Source organism: Massilia sp. DJPM01 (assembly GCF_030348125.1).
Lineage (GTDB): Bacteria > Pseudomonadota > Gammaproteobacteria > Burkholderiales > Burkholderiaceae_D > Telluria_A > Telluria_A frigida.
The window spans coordinates 26,577-48,249 of sequence record NZ_JAQOZV010000030.1; the positions used below are offsets into that span (position 1 = coordinate 26,577).

General features: G+C 62.9%; 21 protein-coding genes. 14 read left to right on the top strand and 7 right to left on the bottom strand.

What is annotated here, in order from left to right; all coding sequences use genetic code 11:
• Positions 1-23 precede the first annotated feature (23 nt).
• Positions 24-710, bottom strand: coding sequence for a Crp/Fnr family transcriptional regulator (locus PO883_RS19200; protein WP_289311177.1), 687 nt, complete (start codon positions 708-710; stop codon positions 24-26).
• Positions 711-866: 156 nt separating this feature from the next.
• Here PO883_RS19200 and PO883_RS19205 point away from each other — a divergent pair, with 156 nt between their 5' ends.
• The 13 genes from PO883_RS19205 to PO883_RS19265 all read left to right on the top strand — a co-directional run bounded on the left by PO883_RS19205 (position 867) and on the right by PO883_RS19265 (position 17,506).
• Complete coding sequence (locus tag PO883_RS19205) at positions 867-2,822, top strand: AMP-binding protein (RefSeq protein ID WP_289311178.1); 1,956 nt, start codon at positions 867-869, stop codon at positions 2,820-2,822.
• 19 nt (positions 2,823-2,841) lie between these two features.
• Positions 2,842-3,672: an ABC transporter ATP-binding protein gene (locus PO883_RS19210; protein WP_373890086.1), complete on the top strand. Its 831-nt coding sequence runs from the start codon at positions 2,842-2,844 to the stop codon at positions 3,670-3,672.
• A gap of 127 nt (positions 3,673-3,799) precedes the next feature.
• Entirely contained in the window at positions 3,800-4,696 is an 897-nt protein-coding gene (locus PO883_RS19215; protein ID WP_167084571.1) for a branched-chain amino acid ABC transporter permease, read from the top strand.
• A 1-nt stretch (position 4,697) separates the two neighbouring features.
• A complete protein-coding gene (locus tag PO883_RS19220; protein WP_167084573.1) occupies positions 4,698-5,756 on the top strand; it encodes a branched-chain amino acid ABC transporter permease in 1,059 nt (352 codons plus the stop codon).
• Positions 5,757-5,777: 21 nt separating this feature from the next.
• On the top strand, positions 5,778-7,106 hold the full coding sequence (locus PO883_RS19225; RefSeq protein WP_289311180.1) for an ABC transporter substrate-binding protein: 1,329 nt from the start codon (positions 5,778-5,780) through the stop codon (positions 7,104-7,106).
• Between the two features lie 76 nt (positions 7,107-7,182).
• Positions 7,183-8,004 (top strand): ABC transporter ATP-binding protein, encoded by an 822-nt coding sequence (locus PO883_RS19230; RefSeq protein WP_167084575.1) that lies wholly within the window; start codon positions 7,183-7,185, stop codon positions 8,002-8,004.
• A gap of 9 nt (positions 8,005-8,013) precedes the next feature.
• The gene (locus PO883_RS19235; RefSeq protein ID WP_289311181.1) at positions 8,014-8,367 is read left to right on the top strand and encodes an MmcQ/YjbR family DNA-binding protein; all 354 of its coding nucleotides are present in this window, start codon (positions 8,014-8,016) and stop codon (positions 8,365-8,367) included.
• Positions 8,364-9,632, top strand: a complete 1,269-nt coding sequence (locus tag PO883_RS19240; RefSeq protein WP_289311182.1) for a phenylacetate--CoA ligase family protein — start codon at positions 8,364-8,366, stop codon at positions 9,630-9,632. The genes PO883_RS19235 and PO883_RS19240 overlap by 4 nt, the downstream gene beginning before the upstream one ends.
• A gap of 161 nt (positions 9,633-9,793) precedes the next feature.
• Entirely contained in the window at positions 9,794-10,375 is a 582-nt protein-coding gene (locus PO883_RS19245) for a hypoxanthine-guanine phosphoribosyltransferase (protein ID WP_289311183.1), read from the top strand.
• Positions 10,376-10,749: 374 nt separating this feature from the next.
• The gene (locus PO883_RS19250; protein ID WP_289311184.1) at positions 10,750-12,423 is read left to right on the top strand and encodes a glycosyl hydrolase family 18 protein; all 1,674 of its coding nucleotides are present in this window, start codon (positions 10,750-10,752) and stop codon (positions 12,421-12,423) included.
• A 78-nt stretch (positions 12,424-12,501) separates the two neighbouring features.
• Entirely contained in the window at positions 12,502-13,527 is a 1,026-nt protein-coding gene (locus PO883_RS19255) for a cupin-like domain-containing protein (protein WP_289311185.1), read from the top strand.
• Between the two features lie 33 nt (positions 13,528-13,560).
• Positions 13,561-15,948, top strand: a complete 2,388-nt coding sequence (locus tag PO883_RS19260; RefSeq protein ID WP_289311186.1) for a chitinase C-terminal domain-containing protein — start codon at positions 13,561-13,563, stop codon at positions 15,946-15,948.
• 91 nt (positions 15,949-16,039) lie between these two features.
• Positions 16,040-17,506 (top strand): glycoside hydrolase family 19 protein, encoded by a 1,467-nt coding sequence (locus tag PO883_RS19265; protein WP_289311187.1) that lies wholly within the window; start codon positions 16,040-16,042, stop codon positions 17,504-17,506.
• 124 nt (positions 17,507-17,630) lie between these two features.
• On the opposite strand, the gene PO883_RS19270 is transcribed toward PO883_RS19265, so the two are convergent.
• The 6 genes from PO883_RS19270 to PO883_RS19295 all read right to left on the bottom strand — a co-directional run bounded on the left by PO883_RS19270 (position 17,631) and on the right by PO883_RS19295 (position 21,099).
• The gene (locus tag PO883_RS19270) at positions 17,631-18,584 is read right to left on the bottom strand and encodes a nitronate monooxygenase family protein (protein WP_167084589.1); all 954 of its coding nucleotides are present in this window, start codon (positions 18,582-18,584) and stop codon (positions 17,631-17,633) included.
• Positions 18,585-18,680: 96 nt separating this feature from the next.
• A complete protein-coding gene (locus PO883_RS19275; RefSeq protein ID WP_289311188.1) occupies positions 18,681-19,625 on the bottom strand; it encodes an MBL fold metallo-hydrolase in 945 nt (314 codons plus the stop codon).
• Between the two features lie 7 nt (positions 19,626-19,632).
• The gene (locus PO883_RS19280) at positions 19,633-20,076 is read right to left on the bottom strand and encodes a hypothetical protein (protein ID WP_289311189.1); all 444 of its coding nucleotides are present in this window, start codon (positions 20,074-20,076) and stop codon (positions 19,633-19,635) included.
• Positions 20,077-20,283, bottom strand: coding sequence for a DUF1289 domain-containing protein (locus PO883_RS19285; protein WP_167084593.1), 207 nt, complete (start codon positions 20,281-20,283; stop codon positions 20,077-20,079).
• Positions 20,280-20,714 carry a thioesterase family protein gene (locus PO883_RS19290; protein ID WP_289311190.1) on the bottom strand — a complete coding sequence of 145 codons (435 nt, stop codon included), beginning with the start codon at positions 20,712-20,714 and terminating at the stop codon, positions 20,280-20,282. Before PO883_RS19290 ends, PO883_RS19285 begins: the two co-directional genes overlap by 4 nt.
• Positions 20,715-20,733: 19 nt before the next feature.
• Complete coding sequence (locus PO883_RS19295) at positions 20,734-21,099, bottom strand: VOC family protein (RefSeq protein ID WP_289311191.1); 366 nt, start codon at positions 21,097-21,099, stop codon at positions 20,734-20,736.
• A gap of 143 nt (positions 21,100-21,242) precedes the next feature.
• On the opposite strand from PO883_RS19295, the gene PO883_RS19300 reads away from it, so the two are divergent.
• The gene (locus PO883_RS19300; protein WP_167084599.1) at positions 21,243-21,656 is read left to right on the top strand and encodes a CopG family transcriptional regulator; all 414 of its coding nucleotides are present in this window, start codon (positions 21,243-21,245) and stop codon (positions 21,654-21,656) included.
• The last annotated feature ends 17 nt before the right edge of the window (positions 21,657-21,673 follow it).

Genomic DNA, 21,673 nt, shown 5'->3' on the forward strand with positions numbered 1-21,673 from the left:
GTGTGCATGCGTGCGTCCGCGCATCATGCCTGGAAGTGGCGCAGCCCTTCCAGGTCGAGCACCCGGATGCCGCCGTAATCGAGGCGCAGCAAGCCTTCCTTCTCCAGCAGTTGCAAGGCCTGGTTGGCGCGCTGGCGCGAGGCGCCCGACAGGTAGCCGATTTCTTCCTGCGAAATCTGCACCAGCTTTTCCAGTCCCGGATACAAATGCGAGTTGAACATGGCGGCCAGGCAGCGCGCCACGCGCGTATCGATATCGAGCATGCGGTCATTTTCGACCAGGCCGATGAACTGGCCGAGGCGTTCATTCAGCTGCATCAGCAAAAAGCGCGTGAACGGCAGGCTCACTTCCAGCAGCCACTCGAAGGTGTCGCGCGGCATGCGCGCCACGCGCGTGTCGCGCAGCGCCATCACATCGTATTTGCGGGTCTGGTCCTTGAGCAGCGAGCCTTCGCCGAACCAGCCGCCGGTGGGCACGCCGGCAAACGTCACGTTTTTACCGGACGGCGAAAAATTGTTGATCTTGACCAGGCCGTCGATGATCCCCACCCAATTGTCCAGCGACTCACCCTTGCGGCATACGAAGCCGCCCTTGGGCACGAATTGCTCGAAGCAGTCGGCTTCGACCCGGATCATCTCGGCGCTGGTGAGGGTGCGAGCCCATATGGTCGAGCGCAGGTGATCTATTAGTGTCTGTGTCTGGTTTGTCATTGTGCGCCGCAACATCGAAAATCGCGAATTAGAGGGCGAATTGTCATCCAAAAGACAACCTGCCCGGCCAACGCGAGCTAATATCATCACACAAAAAGCGCGCCACCCCCGCATTTGCGGTCGCGGGAGGGGCCGGACAAACAAAAGGGGACGCAGGTGGACACATCCGATGGCTCGCAATTGCAGACTTTCCCGCGGCGCTTGCTGGCGCACGCCCAGACTCGCCCGCAGCGCCCCGCCTTCCGCGAAAAGCACCTGGGCATCTGGCAGACCTGGAGCTGGCTGGAGGTAAACGCCGAGGTGCGCGCCCTGGCCTGCGGCCTGGCATCGCTCGGATTCACGCGCGGGATGAACCTGGCCATCATCGGCGACAACCGCCCGCGCCTGTACTGGGCCATGCTGGCCGCGCAATGCCTGGGCGGGGTGCCGGTGCCGCTGTACCAGGATGCCCCGGCGGCCGACATGGCCTACGTCCTGAACGACGCCGGGATCGGCTTTGCCATCGTCGAAGACCAGGAGCAGGTCGACAAGCTGCTCGAACTGCAAGTCCTGTGCCCGCAGGTGCGTCACATCGCTTTCGACGATGAACGCGGCATGCGCCACTACAAGCAGGCCGGCCTGAGTTCCTTCGCGGCGCTACAGGCGCTGGGCCGCGCATGGGACCAGGCCCATCCCGGCGCGTTCGACGCGGCGGTTGCCGCCGGCAGCGGCAGCGACATTGCGATCATCCTGTACACCTCCGGCACCACCGGCAAACCGAAGGGCGTATGCCAGTCGCATGCCGCGCTGATGGCGGCCGGCGTGGGCGGGGTCGGCTTCGACAAGCTGACCGACCGCGAAGACATCCTGTCCTACCTGCCGATGGCGTGGGTGGGCGACTGCCTGTTCTCGCTGGCGCAGGCGATGGTGGCCGGTTTCACGGTCAACTGCCCGGAGTCGGGCGACACGGTGCTGACCGACCTGCGCGAGATCGGCCCGACCTACTACTTCGCGCCGCCGCGCGTGTTCGAGAACATGCTCACCACCGTCATGATCCGGATGGAAGACGCGGGCTCGGTCAAGCGCAGCATGTTCCACCACTTCATGGCGGTGGCCAAACGCTGCGGCGCCGATATCCTGGACGGCAAACCGGTGCCGGCGCTTGATCGCGCCGCGTATGCGCTCGGCCACCTGCTGGTATACGGGCCGCTCAAGAACGTGCTTGGACTGTCGCGCGTGCGCGTGGCCTACACCGCCGGCGCGGCGATCGGGCCGGACCTGTTCCGCTTCTACCGCTCGATCGGCGTCAATCTCAAGCAGCTGTACGGCTCCACCGAAACCTGCGCCTATGTGTGCCTGCAGCCGGACGGGAACATCAAGTTCGACAGCGTGGGCTTGCCCGCACCCGGCGTCGAGGTGCGTATCGCCGCCAGCGGCGAGGTGCTGGTCAAGTCGGCAGCGACCATGGCGGGCTACTTCAAGCGCGACGACGCGACCGCCGAAGTGATCGACGCCGACGGCTACTTTCACACGGGCGACGCCGGGATTTTCGACAGCGAAGGCCACCTGAAAATCATCGACCGCGCGGCCGACGTGGGCAAGATGAACTGCGGCGCGATCTTCGCGCCCAACTACATCGAGAACAAGCTCAAGTTTTTCCCGTTTATCAAGGAGGCGGTCGCTTTCGGCAATGCGCGCAGCCAGGTGTGCGCCTTCATCAATATCGACATGGAAGCGGTCGGCAACTGGGCCGAACGGCGCAATATCGCCTACGCCGGCTACACCGACCTGGCCGCGCACGGTACCACTTACGACCTGATACGCGACTGCGTGGAGAAGGTCAACGCCGACCTGGCCGGCGAAGCGCTGATGGGCGCGACCCAGATTCACCGCTTCCTGATCTTGCACAAGGAGCTGGACCCCGACGACGACGAACTGACACGCACGCGCAAGGTGCGGCGCAAGTTCATCGCCGACAAATACGCGGTGCTGATCGACGCACTGTACACCGACAAGGCCAGTCAGTTCATCAGCACCCAGGTCAAGTTTGAAGATGGCCGCGTGGGATTGGCCAGCGCCGATTTGCGCATCTGCGGGGCCACCACCTATCCCGCCATGGAAAAGGCTGCGTGAGGAGCGCGTTGCGATGAACATGAATGAACTCAATGAACCAGCGGACAATGAACCAGGGACGAAGGGATCGACGCGCAAGATCGGACCGGTGATCCTTGACCTGAACAACATCTCGCTGTCGTTCGGCGGGGTCAAGGCGCTGACCGACATCTCCTTCAACGTCAGGCGGCACGAAATTCGCGCGATTATCGGGCCGAATGGCGCGGGAAAAAGCTCGATGCTGAACGTGATCAATGGCGTGTACCGCCCGCAGCAGGGCGAGATCGTGCTGCGCGGGGAGCACCGCAAGAACATGGATTGCTACAGCGCGGCCAAGGCGGGCATTGCGCGCACCTTCCAGAACATCGCGCTGTTCAAGGGGATGACGGTACTGGACAACATCATGACGGGCCGGAACCTGAAGATGAAGTCGAATTTCCTGATGCAGGCCCTGTACTGGGGTCCGGCGCGGCGCGAGGAAATGGCGCACCGCGAAAAGGCGGAGGAGATCATCGATTTCCTGGAGATCCAGGCGATCCGCAAGACGCCGGTCGGACGGCTGCCATACGGGCTGCAAAAGCGCGTGGAGCTGGGCCGGGCGCTGGCGGCGGAACCGGATATCTTGCTGCTCGACGAACCGATGGCGGGAATGAACGTGGAGGAGAAGCAGGACATGTGCCGCTTCATCCTGGATGTGAACGACCAGTTCGGGACCACCATCGTGCTGATCGAGCATGACATGGGCGTGGTGATGGATATTTCGGACCGCGTGGTGGTGCTCGATTACGGCAAGAAGATCGGGGATGGGACGCCGGATGAGGTGCGCAGCAATCAGGATGTGATTAATGCGTATTTGGGGGTGGCGCATTGAGGCCGCCTTACACCGCAAGCCTTCCCGTCGTTCCCGCGCCTTGGCGCGGGAACGACGGTTTTAAGGTAAGTGGCGAAAAGAGCTTCCGCGAGTTAGACCGGTTTACGGACAGATTGAAGGTCGCACCATGAATTTTTTCTTTGAAGTCCTGATCGGCGGCCTGCTCTCCGGCGTCATGTACGCGCTGGTGGCGATCGGTTTCGTCCTGATCTACAAAGCCTCCGGCGTATTCAATTTCGCCCAGGGCGCGATGGTGTTCTTCGCCGCCCTTACCTGCGTCGGCATCATCGACAAATTCGGCGTCTCGATCTGGCTCGCCATCCCGCTCACCATCGTGGTGATGATCGCGCTTGGCCTGGCGATCGAACGGATCGTCCTGCGCCCTTTGGTCAACCAGCCCGAAATCACCCTCTTCATGGCCACCATCGGCCTGGCGTTCTTCATCGAAGGCCTGGCCCAGCTGCTGTGGGGCTCGCAGGTGCACAAGCTGGACCTGCCGATCGAGGACGTGCCGATCCCCTTCCTGCTCGATAACTACAACATCATCGTCTCGCAGTTCGACGTGACCGCCGCCGGCATCTGCGCGGTGCTGGTCACCGCGCTTGCGCTGCTGTTCTCGAAAACCAAAGTCGGCCGCGCCCTGCGCGCCGTCGCCGACGACCATCAGGCCGCACTTGCCGTCGGCATTCCGCTGCAGCAGATCTGGGCCGTGGTGTGGGCCGTGGCCGGACTGGTGGCGCTGGTGGCGGGCCTGTTGTGGGGCGCGCGCAACGGCGTGCAGTTCGCGCTGACCTTCATCGCCTTGAAGGCGCTGCCGGTGCTGATCCTGGGCGGATTTACCTCGGTGCCGGGCGCCATCGTCGGTGGCCTGATCATCGGCGCCTCCGAAAAACTGGCCGAGGTTTACATCGGTCCGATGGTCGGCGGCGGCATCGAGGGCTGGTTCCCGTACGTGCTGGCCCTGCTGTTCCTGCTGGTGCGGCCGGAAGGCTTGTTCGGCGAAAAAATCATCCGGAGAATCTGATATGTTTTACCGTGAAGCCGGACAATTCAAGACCACCTACGAGTCGGACGGACAGATCTTCCCGATCCGCCAGGACCGCATCGCGCTGGCCGGCCTGCTGTTGCTGGCACTCGCCATCGTGCCGGTGTTCGCCTCGCCCTACATGCTGTCGGCGATCCTGATTCCGTTCCTGATCTTTTCGCTGGCCGCGCTGGGCCTGAACATCCTCACCGGCTATTGCGGCCAGCTCTCGCTCGGCACCGCCGCCTTCATGGCGGTGGGCGCGTTCGCCTCGTTTAACTTCATCGCGCGCCTGCCCGGCATTCCGATGCTGCTCGCCTTCGTGCTGGGCGGCCTGTGCGCGGCCATGGTGGGCATCGCCTTCGGCCTGCCATCGCTGCGCATCCGCGGCTTCTACCTGGCCGCGTCGACCCTGGCCACCCAGTTCTTCGTGGTCTGGTGCCTGACCAAGATCCCCTACCTGACCAATTACAGCAGCTCGGGCGTGATCACGGCGCAAAAGATCGTCATCTTCGGCTACCAGTTCGATACGCCGGCCAGCAAATACGTGCTGGTGCTGGGAATCGTGGCGCTCATGGCGCTGCTGGCCAAGAACATGATCCGCTCGAACGTGGGCCGCTCGTGGATGGCGGTGCGCGACATGGACGTGGCGGCCGAAGTCATCGGCTTTCGCCCGATGCGCACCAAGCTGCTGGCGTTCGCGGTCAGTTCGTTCTACTGCGGCGTGGCCGGCGCGCTGTACGCCTACGCCTATCTGGGCACGGTCGAACCGGAGGCGTACAACCTCGATCTGTCGTTCCGCATCCTGTTCATGATCATCATCGGCGGGGTCGGCTCGGTGCTCGGCTCCTTCCTCGGCGCGGCCTTCATCGTGCTGCTGCCGGTATTTTTGAACATCCTGGCGCACAGCCTGTCGCTGCCAACCTCGGTGGCGTCGAACCTGGAGTTGATGGTATTCGGCGCGCTGATTATCTTTTTTCTGATCGTGGAGCCGCATGGCCTTGCGCGCCTGTGGCAAGTAGGTAAAGAAAAACTGCGGCTTTGGCCGTTCCCGCACTAACGCATTCTTCCGGAGACCACAATGAATCACGTAAAACATAAGATGAAGAGCCCTGTATTCAAGAACCTGCTGCTGTGCGCCACCCTGATCGGCGCATTCAACCAGGTACAGGCGGCCGACCAGTTCATCGCGCTGCCGTCCTACCGCGTCGGCCCGTACGCGGCCGGCGGTTCGGGCTTTTACGGCGGCGCCATCGATTACTTCAACCTGGTCAACGCCAACGGCGGCGTCAACGGCGTGAAAATCCAGTGGGAAGAATGCGAGACCGAGTACAACCCGTCGCGCGGCATCGAGTGCTACGAACGGCTGAAAACCAAGAACGGCGGCGCCAGCATGGTCGAACCGCTGTCGACCGGCATTGCCTACGGCGTGCTCGATCGCCTGGTGCAGGACAAGATCCCGATGACGACCCTCGGCTACGGCCGCTCGGACGCGGCCAACGGCAAGGTGTTCCCGTACGTGTTCCCGCTCATTACCAGCTACTGGAACCAGGCGGCGGCGATGATCAAGTACCTGGCCGACAAGAACGGCGGCTACGACAAGCTGAAAGGCAAAAAAATCGTCCACCTGTACCACGACTCGGCCTTCGGCAAGGAACCGCTGCCGGTGCTGGAAGCGCAGGCCAAGCAGTACGGCTTCGAATTGATCAAGATCGCGGTGGCGCCGCCGGGCAGCGAGCAGCAGTCGCAGTGGCTGCAGATCCGCCAGGCCAAGCCGGACCACGTGATCCTGTGGGGCTGGGGCGTGATGAATTCAGTCGCCATCAAGACCGCGCAGCGCAACGGTTTCCCGCGCGAGAAGATGCTGGGCGTGTGGTGGGCAGGTTCCGAAGAAGACACGATTCCGTCGGGCGATGCGGCCAAGGGCTACACCTCGATGACCTTCAACACGCCGGGTAACTATCCGCTGATCGACGAGATCCGCAAGAAGGTCTACGCATCCGGCAAGGGCAACCTGGCCGACCAGGCGCGTATCGGTTCGGTGTACCACATGCGCGGCCTGACCGCCGGCATCTTGTGGGTCGAAGCGATCCGCGTGGCGCAGGACAAATTCGGCAAGGGCAAGACCATGACCGGCGAGCAGATTCGCTGGGGCCTGGAAAACCTGAACGTCGATGAAGCGCGCCAGAAAGCGCTGGGTGCCTTCGGCATGTTCCCGACCGTGAAAACCAGCTGCGACGACCACGAAGGTTCGGGCGCGGTCAAGGTCCAGCAGTGGGACGGCAAGAAGTGGATCGCCATCACGCCGAACTGGGTGGTGGGCGACAAGGCCCTCACGCGCAAGCTGGTCGAGGAATCGTCGAACGCCTACGCGGCCGAGAAAAAGATCACGCCCACCTGCCTGAAGTAAGGGCAGGAAGTAACCGTTCCCTTGCCCTCGCACCAGAGCAGCGGCGCGAGGGATTTTTATACCGCGCGAAGAACCTATGACCACCATCACTGCCAGCCAGCCCTACCTGTCGGTCAATAACATCGAGGTCATTTACGACCATGTGATCCTGGTGTTGAAAGGCGTATCGCTGCAAGTCCCGAAGGGCAAGATCGTGGCCCTGCTGGGCGCCAACGGGGCCGGCAAATCGACCACCCTGAAAACCATCTCGACCCTGCTGCGCGGCGAACGTGGCGACGTGACCAAGGGCGAGGTGCAGTTCAAGGGCGAACGGGTCGACCATCTGACCCCGAATGAGCTGGTCAAGCGCGGCCTGTCGCAGGTGATGGAGGGGCGCCACTGTTTCGGCCACCTGACCATCGAAGAAAACCTGCTGACCGGCGCCTACACGCGCAATATCTCGCGCGCCGAACTGAAAGCGGCGCTGGAAGCGGTGTACCAGTATTTTCCGCGCCTGAAAGAGCGGCGCGGCAGCCAGGCCGGCTACACCTCCGGCGGCGAACAGCAGATGTGCGCGATCGGACGCGCGCTGATGGCCAAGCCGTCGATGATTTTGCTCGACGAACCGTCGATGGGCATCGCGCCGCAGATCGTCGAAGAGATCTTCGACATCGTCAAGGACCTGAACCAGAAGGAAGGCGTGTCGTTCCTGCTGGCCGAGCAGAACACCACGGTGGCGCTGCGCTACGCCGACTTTGGCTACATCCTCGAAAACGGGCGTGTGGTGATGGAAGGCGAGGCCAAGGAACTGGCCAGCAATGAAGACGTCAAGGAGTTCTACCTTGGCGTGGCTGGCGCGGAGCGCAAGAGTTTTCGGGACATGAAATTTTACCGCCGCCGCAAACGCTGGCTGGCTTGAAGGATCATCATGGATTTTGAAGCCGCAAAAGCCCTGTGCCGCACCTTCCCCGGCGCGACCGAAGACCGCAAATGGGAAACGCGGGCGGTGTATTCGGTGGGCGAGAAGATGTTTGCGATGTCCGATTACGCGGTGCCGGCCACGGGTATCTGCTTCAAGGTGGAGGACGACCGCTTCCTGGAGCTGACCGACCGTCCCGGCATCATTCCCGCACCTTACCTGGCGCGGGCGAAGTGGGTGTACGTGGAGAACGCAAAGGCGCTCAGCGACGCGCAAGCCGCGGCGCTGCTGCGGCGCGCCTACGAACTGATTTTCGCCAAACTGACCCGCAAGCTGCAACGCCAGATCGGAGAACAAGCATGAAGGTGGACACGCTCGACACGCTCGATGCGTTGGAGACGCGCGACCCGCAGGAGCGCGAGCGCGACCTGATGGCGCGCTTGCCGCAACTGATCGAGCGCGCCCGCAGCGCGCCGGGCTGGGCGCGCATCCTGGCGGGCGTGGACGGCGCTACTATCAACAGCCGCGCCGCGCTGGCATCGCTGCCGATCACGCGCAAGGCCGACCTGAAAGCGCTGCAGAAGGCCTCGATGCCGTTCGGCGGGCTGACGGTGACGCCGGTGGGCGCACTGTCGCGGGTGTACGTGTCGCCGGGGCCGATCTTCGATCCGGAAGGGCGCGGCGAGGACTGGTGGCGCTTTGCGCGGCCGATGTACGCGGCCGGCGTGCGGCCGGGCGGGCTGCTGCAGAACTGTTTTTCGTATCATTTCACGCCGGCCGCCTTCATGGTGGAAGGCGGCGCGGCGCGCATCGGCTGCGCGGTGATTCCGGCTGGTGCCGGCCAGACCGAGATGCAGGTGCAGGCGATTGCCGACCTGCGTCCGGATACGTACGTGGGCACGCCGTCCTTCCTGCGCATCATCATCGAGAAAGCACGCGAGATGGGGGCCGATATCAGCAGCATGCAGCGCGCGCTGATGGGCGCGGAGGCGCTGCCGGAGTCCTTGCGCACCTGGTTTCGCGAGAATGGCGTGCCGCATGTGTTCCAGACCTATGCGTCGGCCGATATCGGCAGCATGGCGTACGAAACGGCGACCGGCGGGGTGCTCAATCCGGGCATGGTGCTCGATGAGGATGTGGTGCTCGAAATCGTGCGGCCCGGCAGTGGCGAGCCGGTGGCGCCGGGCGATATCGGCGAGATCGTGGTGACCTTGTTTAATGCGGACTATCCGCTGATCCGGTTTGCGACGGGGGATATGTCGGCGCTGCTGGTGGACACGGAGCCGTCGCGCTGCGGACGCACCAACAGCCGGATTCGCGGCTGGCTGGGACGGGCCGACCAGACTACCAAGGTGCGCGCGATGTTCGTGCATCCGTCGCAGGTGAATAATATCGTGCGGCGCCATCCGGGGATCTTGAAGGCGCGCTTGGTGGTGACCGGCAGGATGGCCAATGACGTGATGACCTTGCACTGCGAGGTCGCGAACGCGCCGGACGCGCAGCAGGCGGCGGCGATTGTGGAGTCGATTCGCGAGGTGACCAAGCTGCGCGGGGAGGTCAGGTTCGAGTCGCCGGGGACCCTGGCTGATGATGGGAAGGTGATTGAGGATTTAAGGGATTACAGCTGAATGGTCCTCTGCCGTTCCTGGCAGTGCCAGGAACGACGGAGGTGGTGGCGCAAAGGGCGGCAGCCTTGGCCAAGCATCCCTTGTCGCACAAATCCAACGATCCCCATTGTGCAGTGCACTTTGCAGGATAATTGCCTGGTGTCCTTTATGAGCTAATCACCATGCAAGAATTCCACGCTGAACGTGCACGCGCCCTTCTCGACAATGCGGAGGAAATTTTCGACGCCGCCGCCGTCCAGGCCGCCGTGCGCCAGGTTGCCGACAAGCTCAACTCGCGCTTCGACCAGCCCGACAATGACGCCTTCCCCCTCGTGCTCGGCGTGATGGGCGGCGCGGTGGTGTTCACCGGCTGCCTGCTCCCGCAACTGCGTTTCCCCCTCGAATTCGACTATATCCACGTCAGCCGCTACGGCGACGACGACCAGGGCGGCAACGTCGTGTGGAAAGTCATCCCGCGCCCGAGCGTGGCCGGCCGTATCATCATCGTGCTCGACGATATCCTCGACGAGGGCGAAACCCTGGCCCACGTCAAGCAGCGCTTGCTCGACATGGGCGCGGCCGAAGTCGTCATTGCGGTGTTCGCCGACAAGGCCATCAAACGCAGCAAACCCATCAAAGCCGATATCATCGGCCTGTCCATTCCCGACAAGTTCGTGGTCGGTTTTGGCATGGATGTGTATGGCTACTGGCGCAACTTGCCTGGGCTGTGGGCAATACGCGCGAAAGACCTCAAGCCACGCTGATACGCCAGCAATTCGTGCCCAGCACGAAAAAAGCGCCGCGACCGCTCGCGGCGCCGCTAATACCAATCTAAACGGGTATTAAAGCGGTATTGTACATATTGTGTACAATTTGATATCTCTCTGTCATCCCGCCTTTCTCAGCTTCCACATTTGACTATTCACTTCCCGTATATGCATCCTCGATAAGTGGATACCTTGCCTGAGCGAGAGTTTCTTTCGTCCATCAAACTGGTATTTCATTTTAGTCAACCCGCCAAAACCACTTGACTACCAATTCTCCGGGACTCACTCTGGCTCACCGTTTTTCCGATTGATCGGCGCAGTTCCGATTGCAGAAGATCGTAAAACGGACACCAATCGACCAAGGAGAGAACATGGAATACCCAACTAAAAGCGGCCTGCTGATCGCTCTCATCGGCAGCATGCTCGCCGCATGCGGCGGCAGCGGCGGCGAGAAATCCGACATTCAAGGCAGCATGACCAAAACGTCAGCGGCCGTCGTGACCTGCGCCACCTGGAATGCGGCCACGGTCTATACCGTCGGTAATTGCGTGGTCTACCAAGGCAAGGTGTACAAAGCCAAGTGGTGGACCCAGAACAATGTTCCGGGCACTGAAGAATGGGGCCCATGGGCGCTGACGACCGATACCCCGACGCCGACACCGACCCCGACGCCACCCACCCCAACGCCGACCCCGCCGACGCCAACGCCGCCGACGCCAACGCCACCAACACCGACCCCCACCCCGGTCGGCGGACGTGAAATCGGTTCCTACTTCGCCCAGTGGGGCGTGTACGGCCGCAGCTATGAAGTGGCCGACATCCATACCACCAAGACACCAGTCAACGGCGTGCCGACCAGCGTGGCCGACCAGCTGACCTTCATCAACTACGCCTTCGGCAATGTGTACGCCAAAAACGGCGGCTACGAGTGCGACATGGTGACCAAGGCCGAAACCGGCAACACCACGCCCCCACCAGCCGACGCCGGCACCGGTGGCGACGCCTACGCCGATTACCAGCGTTCTCCTGCGCGCACGGTCGACGGCAAGGTCATCCCATGGGATGCCAAGCTGACCGGCAACTTCGCCCAGCTCAAACTGCTGAAACAGGCCCACCCGAACCTGAAAGTGTTCATTTCGCTGGGCGGCTGGAGCTGGTCGCGCTACTTCTCGGCGGCTGCCAAGACCGACGCCTTGCGCAAGCAGCTGGCCAGGTCGTGCATCAAGCAATTCATCGCCGGTGACTTGCCGGTGCAGGATGGACGTGGCGGTCCGGGCGCGGCCAAGGGCGTGTTCGACGGCATCGATATCGACTGGGAATACCCGGGCGGTGGCGGTCAGCCGTACAACACGGTCGACACGGTCAACGACAAGCGCAACTTCACCTTGCTGATGGCCGAGTTCCGGGCCCAGCTCGACGCCCAGGGCAAGCTCGACGGCAAACGTTATCCACTGACGGCCGCCATCGGCGCCGGCGGCGAGAAGATTGCCCAGACTGAACCTGCGCTGTATAGTCAGTACATGGACTGGGTCAACGTGATGACGTACGACTTCCACGGCGGATGGGAAAACACTACCAACTTCCACGCGCCGCTGTACCGAGATCCCGCCGACCCGGCGACCGGCAACCTGGTCAAGTACAACACCGACGACGCGATCAAGACCCTGGTCGCAGCCGGCATGCCGAAAAACAAAATCCTGCTGGGCGTGCCGTTCTACGGCCGTGGCTGGAAAGGCGTGAGCCCCGGCCCGCGCGGCGACGGTTTGTACCAGGCAGCGAGCGGTGCGGCAGCCGGCCAGTACGAAGCCGGCATCGACGACTACAAGGTTCTCATGAACAAGGCCGGCACCCGCTGGACCCATCCTGTGACCAAGCAGTTGTACCTGCTGACGACCAACAGCGAATGGTGGAGCTACGACGATCCGGCCACCATCGGTGTGAAGATGCAGTACATGCGTGACCAGGGCCTGCGCGGCGCGTTCTCATGGGAACTCGACGGCGACGCCAACGGTGCCCTGACCAGCGCAGTATGGAAGGGCCGCTAAGCGGCTAAGCGGAGGTGCCGGCGGCCCGTCACCAGGGCGGCCGGCATCTCCATGCCCGCAACCTCCTGGAGAAACCTCTTGAAAATTCAATCGAACGTGCAACCGACCCTGCAGGTCAACGACGACTGGCGCCGCTGGATCGGCGAAAACCTGATGCTCGGTACCTCCCCCGAGGCGATTGCCGCCATCCTGGTCAAATCGAACGTGTCCCCGGCGCATGCCCGGACCGAAATCGACGCGGCACTGCGCAGCCCGTATCTGCAGGCTGCGCGCAGGCTGGCCAACCGGGTCAACAAGCGCGACTGGGTGCTGAATATCCAGTCGCAGTTGAACCGGCTGTACGAGGAGGGGATTGAACGACGCGAGCGGCTCTCCGGCGAGGACTTCCTGCAAGAGTATTACCGCACCAACCGGCCGGTGATCATCACCGGCATGCTGGAGCATTTCCCGGCACGCCAGAAATGGCATCTCGACTATTTTGCGCAGCGCTTCGGCGAGCGCGTGGTCGAGGTGCAGTTCGGACGCGAAGCCGATCCGCAATATGAGCTCAACAGCATTGCCCACAAGCGCAAGATGCCTTTCGGCGAGTATGTGGAGATGGTCCGCACCAGCGGGCGCACCAATGACTTCTACATGACCGCCAACAACGATTCGCTCAACAGTGTAGCGTTGAAGGAATTGTTCGACGATGTAGGCACCCTGCCCGAGTACCTGACCGACGATCCGGCGCGGCGCGGCTTTTTCTGGTTCGGCCCGGCTGGCACGGTCACCCCGTTCCACCATGACCTGACCAATAACTTCATGGCCCAGATCATCGGGCGCAAGAAGATCAAGCTGATGGCGCCGTGCGATACGCCAAGGGTCTACAACCACCGGCACTGCTTCACCGAGGTGGACGCCCGCAACATCGACCTGGCGCGCTTTCCCTCCATGGCCGAGGTGCAGGTCCTCGAATGCGTGCTGGAACCGGGCGAAATCCTGTTCCTGCCGGTCGGCTGGTGGCACTACGTGGAAGGGCTCGATATTTCGGTGACGCTGTCGGCGACCAATTTCCGATGGCCGAACGACTTCTACAGTAACTATCCCCCCAATCACGATTTCTGAGGGGGAACACAATGAATAACGGAGATAATAAGAATGATGATCAATCGTTTGATGGGCGCCCTTCTCGGCAGCGCCCTGGTAGCCTGCGGAGGCGGCAGCGCGCCTGACGCCACGTCCGGCAAAGGCGGCGAATCGAAGCGCCAGCTGGCGCAAGTGGTGGTGTGCAGCGCATGGTCCGCCACCCAGGTGTACACGGTTGGCGCCTGCGTCAGCCACCTGGGCAAAACCTACACGGCGAAGTGGTGGACACAGAACAACGTGCCCGGCACCGAGGAATGGGGACCATGGGCGCTGTCGACGACACCGACGCCTACCCCGACACCAACACCGACGCCGACGCCGACGCCAACGCCGACGCCGACACCAACACCAACGCCGACACCAACGCCGACACCAACACCAACACCAACGCCGACACCGACGCCGACGCCAACACCGACGCCAACGGTCGCCTGCCGTCCTGACGGCCTGACCTCCAAGGTCACCAACGTGCCGTACTGCGGCGTGTACGATGCCAATGGCCGCGAAGTGCTCGCGCACGGGCTGAATCGCCGCATCGTCGGCTACTTCACCAGCTGGCGCACGGGCAAGGATGGCACGCCTTCCTACCTCGTCAACAACATCCCGTGGGACAAGATCACCCACGTGAACTACGCCTTCGCCGCGGTCGACCCCGCCACGTCCAGGCTGCTGCTCGGCAGCGGCGCGGCCAACCCGGACACCGGCCTGACCTGGCCCGACAATCCGGCCGCCGCGATGGACCCGTCCCTGCCGTACAAAGGCCACTTCAACCTGCTGGCGCAATACAAGCGCAAGCACCCCGACGTGAAGATCATGCTGTCGGTCGGCGGCTGGGCGGGCAGCGGCGGCTTCTACACGGCCACCACCAATGCCGACGGCTCGCTCAACAGCGCCGGCATCGACACCCTGGCCGACTCGATGGTGGCGTTCCTGCGCCAGTACCGCTTCTTCGACGGCATCGACATCGACTACGAGCACCCGACCACCAACAACGAGGCCGGCAACCCGCTCGATTTCGGCAAGTCGAAACCACGCCTGGCCGGGCTGATGAAGAGCTACAACGTGCTGCTGGAACGGGTACGCACCAAGCTCGACACGGCAGCGGTAGCCGACAAGAAATACTACATGCTGACCATCGCCGGTTCCGCATCGGCCTGGATTTTGCGCGGCGAAGAAAACCTCTCCAGCCTGAAGTATCTCGACTACGCCAGCCTGATGAGCTACGACCTGCACGGCGGCTGGAACCAGTACGTCGGTCCCAACGCGGCCCTGTTCGATGACGGCAACGATGCCGAACTGCGTGCCGGCAACGCCTACCAGTTCGCCAACATCGGCTACCTGAACGTCGACTGGTCCTACCGCTACTACCGCGGCGCGCTGCAAGCCGGGCGCATCAACCTGGGCGTGCCGTACTACACGCGCGGCTGGAAGAACGTGAACGGCGGCACCAACGGCCTGTGGGGCACCACCGCGCTGGTCAGCTCGACCGTGACCTGCGCCGGCGTCAAGACGTGCGGCGAAGGCGCGGTCGGCATCGACAACCTGTGGCACGACCTCGACGTCAACGGCCAGCCGATCCCCGGCGGCGGCAATCCGCTGTGGCACGCGCTGAACCTGGAAAAAGCGATCCTGCCGGACTATCTCGACGCCTACAAGGTGACCGACAAGACCCTGCGCGGCACCTACCAGCCGAACTACAGCGCGACCATGGCCGCGCCGTGGCTGTGGAACCCGACCACGAAAGTGTTCCTCTCGACCGAGACCGCGCAATCGATGGCTGCCAAGGCGCGCTACATCGTCGACAACAACGTCGGCGGCATCATGATCTGGGAAATGGCGGGCGATTACGCGTGGGATGCCAGCAAGAACGGCGGCAAGGGCCAGTACGTCATGGGCAACACCCTGACCACCAACACCTTCAACACCTTCAAGACGGCGGGGCCGTACGGCAACAAGCGTGCTGAAACGGCCGTGCCTGCCAGCAGCGCGAAGGTCAGCATTGAAGTGGGTGGCTGGAAACTGGGCGACAGCAACTATCCGATCAACCCGGTGATGACGGTGACCAACAAATCGGCCACCACCATTCCGGGCGGCAGCGTGGTCGAGTTCTCGTATCCGGTGGCGGCGCCGGCCAACATGAGCGACCAGTCGGGGTATGGGCTGAAAGTGATTGCGGCCGGGTACAACGGGCCGAACAACATCGGCGGCTTCAAGGCGACCTTCAACCGCGCGCAGTTCACGATTCCAGCGTGGCAAGCGCTGGCACCGGGCGCATCGGTGTCGCTGACGCTGAACTACCAGTTGCCGATCTCGGGGCCGTCGGCCTACGTGATCACGGTCGGCGGCAAGCGCTACGCGCTGGCGGACGAGTATCCGGAACTGCCGGTCGCACTGCCGTAACTAGTTGATCTTTCAAGGTAAAGGACCCGGGAACGCCAGTGCGCGTTGCCGGGTTTTTTCTGCCCGGTATCCATTTTCCTGGAGTATGAATATGAAACAACAATTATCGATGCTGGCAGCAGGACTGCTGGCGGGCATGCTGGCCGGCTGCGGCGGCAGCAGCGGCGGTGGCGGCGAATCCACAGGGTCGGAGAGCGCGACGCGTTCGATGGTCAAGGCGAGTGCCACGTGCCCGGTGTGGAGCCCGAGCGCGGTGTTTACAGTCGGAATGTGCGCGAGTTATCAGGGCAAGGTGTACAAGGCCAAGTGGTGGACGCAAGGTAATGTGCCGGGCGCGGAACAGTGGGGACCGTGGGAATTGAGTGCGGTGACGCCGACTCCAACGCCAACACCGACACCGACGCCTACTCCTACGCCGACACCGACTCCTACGCCGACACCTACTCCGACGCCTACCCCGGGTGGCGTTCCGACCAAGGCGCAGGCCGAGGCACGCGAAGCGCAGCTGACCGACAATGCCTTCTTCCGCAGCGTCAAGGCGTCGATCCGCACGCTGGACAATGGGGCAGTCGAGCAGGTCGTGCCGGGGCGCAGCGACAATCCAATCAATGTGAAGCGTGTCGAGCGGCTGCTGCCGGCGACCAAATGGGACCATTTCTTCGCGGTGCGCGAGCCGAGCTATACCTACCAACGTTTCCTGCAGGCGGTAGCCAAGTTTCCAGCCATCTGCGACAACTACAGCGACGGGCGCGATGCCGACGGCATCTGCCGGCATTCGCTGGCGACCATGTTCGCGCACTTCGCGCAAGAAACCGGCGAGCATCATGCGAGCAGCACGATTCCCGAATGGCGCCAGGGCTTGAAATACCTGCGCGAGCTGGGCTGCGACGACACCGGCGCCGGCTGCGGCTACAACGCCGAGTGCGCCGATCCCGTGTTCAACGGGGTCTGGACGTGCGGGAAAAATGCGGACGGCAGCTTCAAGAAGTATTTCGGACGCGGCGCCAAGCAACTGTCGTACAACTACAACTACGGGCCGTTCTCGCAGATCATGTTCAAGGGCGACCAATCGGTGCTGCTGCGCGAGCCGGACCGGGTGGCGTCGACGTGGCTGAATCTGGCATCGGCGACGTTTTTCTTTGCGTATCCGCAGCCGCCCAAGCCATCGATGCTGCATGTGATCGACGGCACCTGGGTACCGAACGCGGCCGACCGCGCGGCGGGGGCTGGCAACAACTTCGCCACCACGATCATGATCATCAATGCCGAGTGTGGCCAGGGGACGGAAAAGGCGGCGGCGCAGAACCGCATCAATTACTACAAGCAGTTTGCGGGCGAGTTGGGCTGGAATGTGGGGGCGGAACAGTTATCGTGCGCCACGATGCAACGCTTCGGGCCGTCGAGTTCGGCGTCGTACAGCATCTACTGGGAAAAGAACTGGAATGAAGGCGGGCAGAACCAGTGCCAGCTGGTCAGCTACCAGACGCCGTACAGCGCGCTGATTGCGGATAACTACGTCAAGTGCGTGCAGGATAACTGGAAGGTCAAACTTCAATAATACGCAACCGGCGACCGCTATCCTAAAAACCGTCGTTCCCGCGCAGTGCCGGGAAGTCGTTTCCGGCAGTGCCGGAAACGACGGAATTTAAGCTATCGTTATTTGCGGGCGCCGGCTCTGCGATTTAAAGCGCCAGCCGCGCGCGCGCGGCGTCGTATTCCTGCTTCAAGCGCGCCACCATCTCGGCCACCGTCGGCACGTCATTCATCATCCCCACGCCCTGCCCCGCGCCCCAGATATCGCGCCAGGCCTTGGCGCTGCCCGAACCGAAACTCATCTTCGATTTGTCCGATTCCGGCAAGGCATCCGGATCGAGACCGGCATTGAGAATCGATTTTTTCAGGTAGTTACCGTGCACGCCGGTGAACAGGTTGGTGTAAATAATATCCGCCGCCGCCGATTCCACGATCGCGTCGCGGTACTCATCCGTCACGTTCGATTCCTTGGTCGCCAGCCAGCGCGAGCCGATATACGCAAAATCGGCCCCCATCGCTTGCGCCGCCAGGATCGCGTCGCCCGTGGCGATCGAGCCCGACAGGGCCAGCGGGCCATGGAAGAATTTACGCACTTCGCCCACCAGCGCGAACGGCGACAATGGCCCGGCATGCCCGCCAGCGCCAGCAGCCACCAGGATCAAGCCATCCACCCCGGCTTCCAGCGCCTTTTCGGCATGCCGGATCGATACCACATCGTGCAGTACGATGCCGCCGTAGCTGTGGATGGCGTCCAGCATTTCTTTCGGCGGCGCGCGCAGCGAGGAGATGATGATCGGCACCTGGTGCTTGACGCACATCGCCACGTCGTGTTCCAGACGGTCATTGGACTGGTGCACGATCTGGTTGACGGCAATCGGCCCGACCTTGGCGCCCGGGTTGGCGGCTTGATAGTCGGACAACTCTTTCTTGAGATCGGTCAGCCAGGTGTCGAGCAGCTCGGCCGGACGGGCGTTGAGCGCCGGGAAGGAACCGACGATCCCCGCCTTGCACTGCGCCGCCACCAGCGCGGGCCCGCTGGCGATGAACATCGGCGATCCAATGACGGGAAGGGTGAGGTTTTGCAGCGCGGCGGGCAATGCCATGTCGGTCTCGCAATCGAAAAAAGTGGATGGAAGCAATTATCACCCATTATAGTGCGGAAAAAGAACGATCGTGCTTGAAAATCCGCCGCGCCGTGTTTACAGGTCGCTGTTGACCAGATCCTCGCCGTCGCGCTTGGCCGCCCCAGCCCGCACCAGCGATTGCACGGCCCAGTCGGCCATCTGGGCGGACGTGTCGAAACGCTGCAGCGCACGCCGGCGCACGCCTTCGAGCACGGGAATGGTGGCGAACATGCCCGCCACGTCAGCCAGGCCGATGCGCTGGCGTTCGAGCAGCAGGAACTTGAGGATGACCTTGACCGCGTTTTCGGCATTGCGCAGCGGATCGGCTTCGAGGAAGTTCAAGCGCGTAAACGCCCGCTTCAGCGCCTGCTGGACGTCGGTAAACATGGCGCCGTGGCCGGGAATGACCAGGCGGGCCTCGAGGCTGTCGATCAGGTCGAGCGTGGCGCGCGCTTCGAGGAAGCCCGATTCGCCGTCGAGCTCGGGAAAAATCACGCCGAAGCCGTTGCGCCACAGGGCGTCGGCCGACATCACGATGCCTTCGCTGGGGCAAAAGAAGATCAGCGAATGCGGATGGTGCCCAGGCGCGCCCAGCGCTTGCCACAGCTTGCCGCCCAGTTCCAGCTCGTCGCCGGGGGACACCGTGAAGTCGGCGCCAAACGGGTCGCACTGCTGGCCGGTGGCCTTGAAGCTGAGCGCGTCCTCGTCCCAGGCGGCAACGCTGGCCGCTTCCGCCACCGGAATGCCGATGCGGCAGCCGTAGCGCGCCTTCAGCGCCGCGTTGCCGCCGCAGTGGTCCGAATGCAGGTGGGTATTGATGACGCGCGCCAGCGGCCGCTCGCCGAGCGCGTGGCCGACCAGCGCCAGCGTCTGCGGCACGTGGGTCTTGTAGCCGCTGTCGATCAGGGTGGTGTCGCCGGGTCCGGTAAACAGCACATTATTGGACGACAACCAGCCGCGCTCGAACACCTGCATCGACGCCGGCAGCCGCGCCGGGTCGGGATTGAATATTGCATTCATGGGAAACTCATTTTTTCATCTGGAACGCGAGCGAGATCTTGGCGAACTCGATCAGGACGGCTTGCGAGCCGCCATTGAAGGTCATAAAGGCATTGCCAGTACGCACAACCATGCGCGGCGGGAACAGCCAGGAAGCGTAGGGAATGCCGATCATCTTGGCGCCGCGCACGTCGCGCCATTCAATTTGCTTGTCGTACAGCCAGGTCTGGCGGATGCCGCTGGCGTCGATGGTGATGGTGGCGCGCAGGAACCAGTAATAGCTCACGCCCAGCATCACGCCGGCGCCCAGCAGCAGCGCCTTGACGCCGAGGCCGAACGACATCAGCGGAAAGCGCCACGCCACGCTGGCGCCGTACAGCACCAGCACCAGGGTGACGACGGTGGCGAAGACCTTGAAGCCGGTCCCGTAGGCCGGGCCGGTGACCGCTTGCTGCGGCTGGTAAAAGTTCATTTAGTCAAAGTCCAGTTCGGCTTCGCGGCGGCGGATCTCGGCCCAGACCGCGCGTTTGTACGCATCCGGGGCATTGCCCCAGGCGACGATTTCATCGAGGGTGCGCAGGCAGCCCCGGCACAGGCCCTTGGCGGACGCGGTATCGGGCGCCATCTCGCACAGGCTGATGCAGGGGGACGGCACCGGCGTCTGCAGTTCGGGATTCATGCGCCCCCCGCGCCGGCGGCGGCCTTGGCGGCCACCTTGGCATTGAAGCGGACCGGATCGATCACGTGACGCTCATGGGTGCCTTCGCAGATGCGCTCGACGCCATCCCAGGCCTCGACCCGGAAGCGCACGCGCCGGCCCTCGACTTCGAGCACTTCGCCTTTGACTGCCAGCGTCAGGCCGGGCGGAGTCGGTGCAAAATGCGAAAAATGCACCATGGTGCCCACGCTTTGTTCGCGCGGCCAGTCCATGAACGGCATCATGCCGTGCAGGCAGGCCAGTTCCATCATGCCGACCATGTAGCCGGTGGCGAGCACGTCGGGCATGTCGCGGCAGAAACCGGTGTCGTGGTACAGCTGCGGCACGGTGGCGCGCGCCGGGACGGTATAGCTCCACTCGAAACGGAAGCCGGGTTGCAGGTCGGGACTCATGCTCGGATTATGCCTTCTTTTAACGTTGCTCGATGAGCTCGACCTTGTTCCCAAAGGGATCGTCGACGCTGGCGCGCTGCAGGCCCGCCACCATGTCTTCCACCTGCACCGGGACGCCAGCGTCAGCCAACGCACCGACAAAGGCGGCGAAACCGTCAACGATGAGGGCTGGATGGGCTTTGCGGGCGCACTGGAAGGCGCTGTCGGCCCCCAGGTGCAGCTGGGCGGCGCCGCACTGGAACCAGGCTCCGCCGCGCACGGCCAGATGGGCCGGCTTGGGCACTTCGGGCAGGCCCAGCACGCCGCTGTAAAAAGCGCGCGCCTGCGCTTCGCCGCCGACCGGCATGGCTACCTGCACATGGTCGATTCCTGTGATGCTTGCCATCGTTCCTCCGCTGTGACGGGATTGATACATAAAAACGCCATTATCGCATTCGGACGAATCGCGCTTGACGGAGGACCCAAGAAGGGTAGACTACCATCCATACAGATGGCGTACGGATGCCACGAAGATGTTATTGGAGACGTATGCATGCCCGGGACCTGAAAACCAAACCCGCCGAATCGGAAAAAATCACCATCAACCTGGGTCTGATCGACCTGGGCCAGATCGACCTGCTGGTCAGCGAAGGTTTTTACTCGAACCGCACCGACCTGATACGCACGGCGATCCGGAACCAGTTGAACACCCATGCCGACGTGGTGCGGCAAACGGTGGCGCGCAAGAGCCTGGTGCTGGGAATGCATCACTATTCCCGCGCCGACCTCGAAGCGGCGCTGGAAGCGGGCGAACGCTTGCAGATCCAGGTACTGGGCATGGCCAGCATTGCCAGCGACGTCTCGGTGGAGCTGGCGCTGGCAACCATCGAATCCATCTTTGTGCTTGGCGCCCTGCATGCGAGCAGCGTGATCAAGACAGCACTGGCGGGCCGCATCCTGTGATGCGCTTACATAAGGAA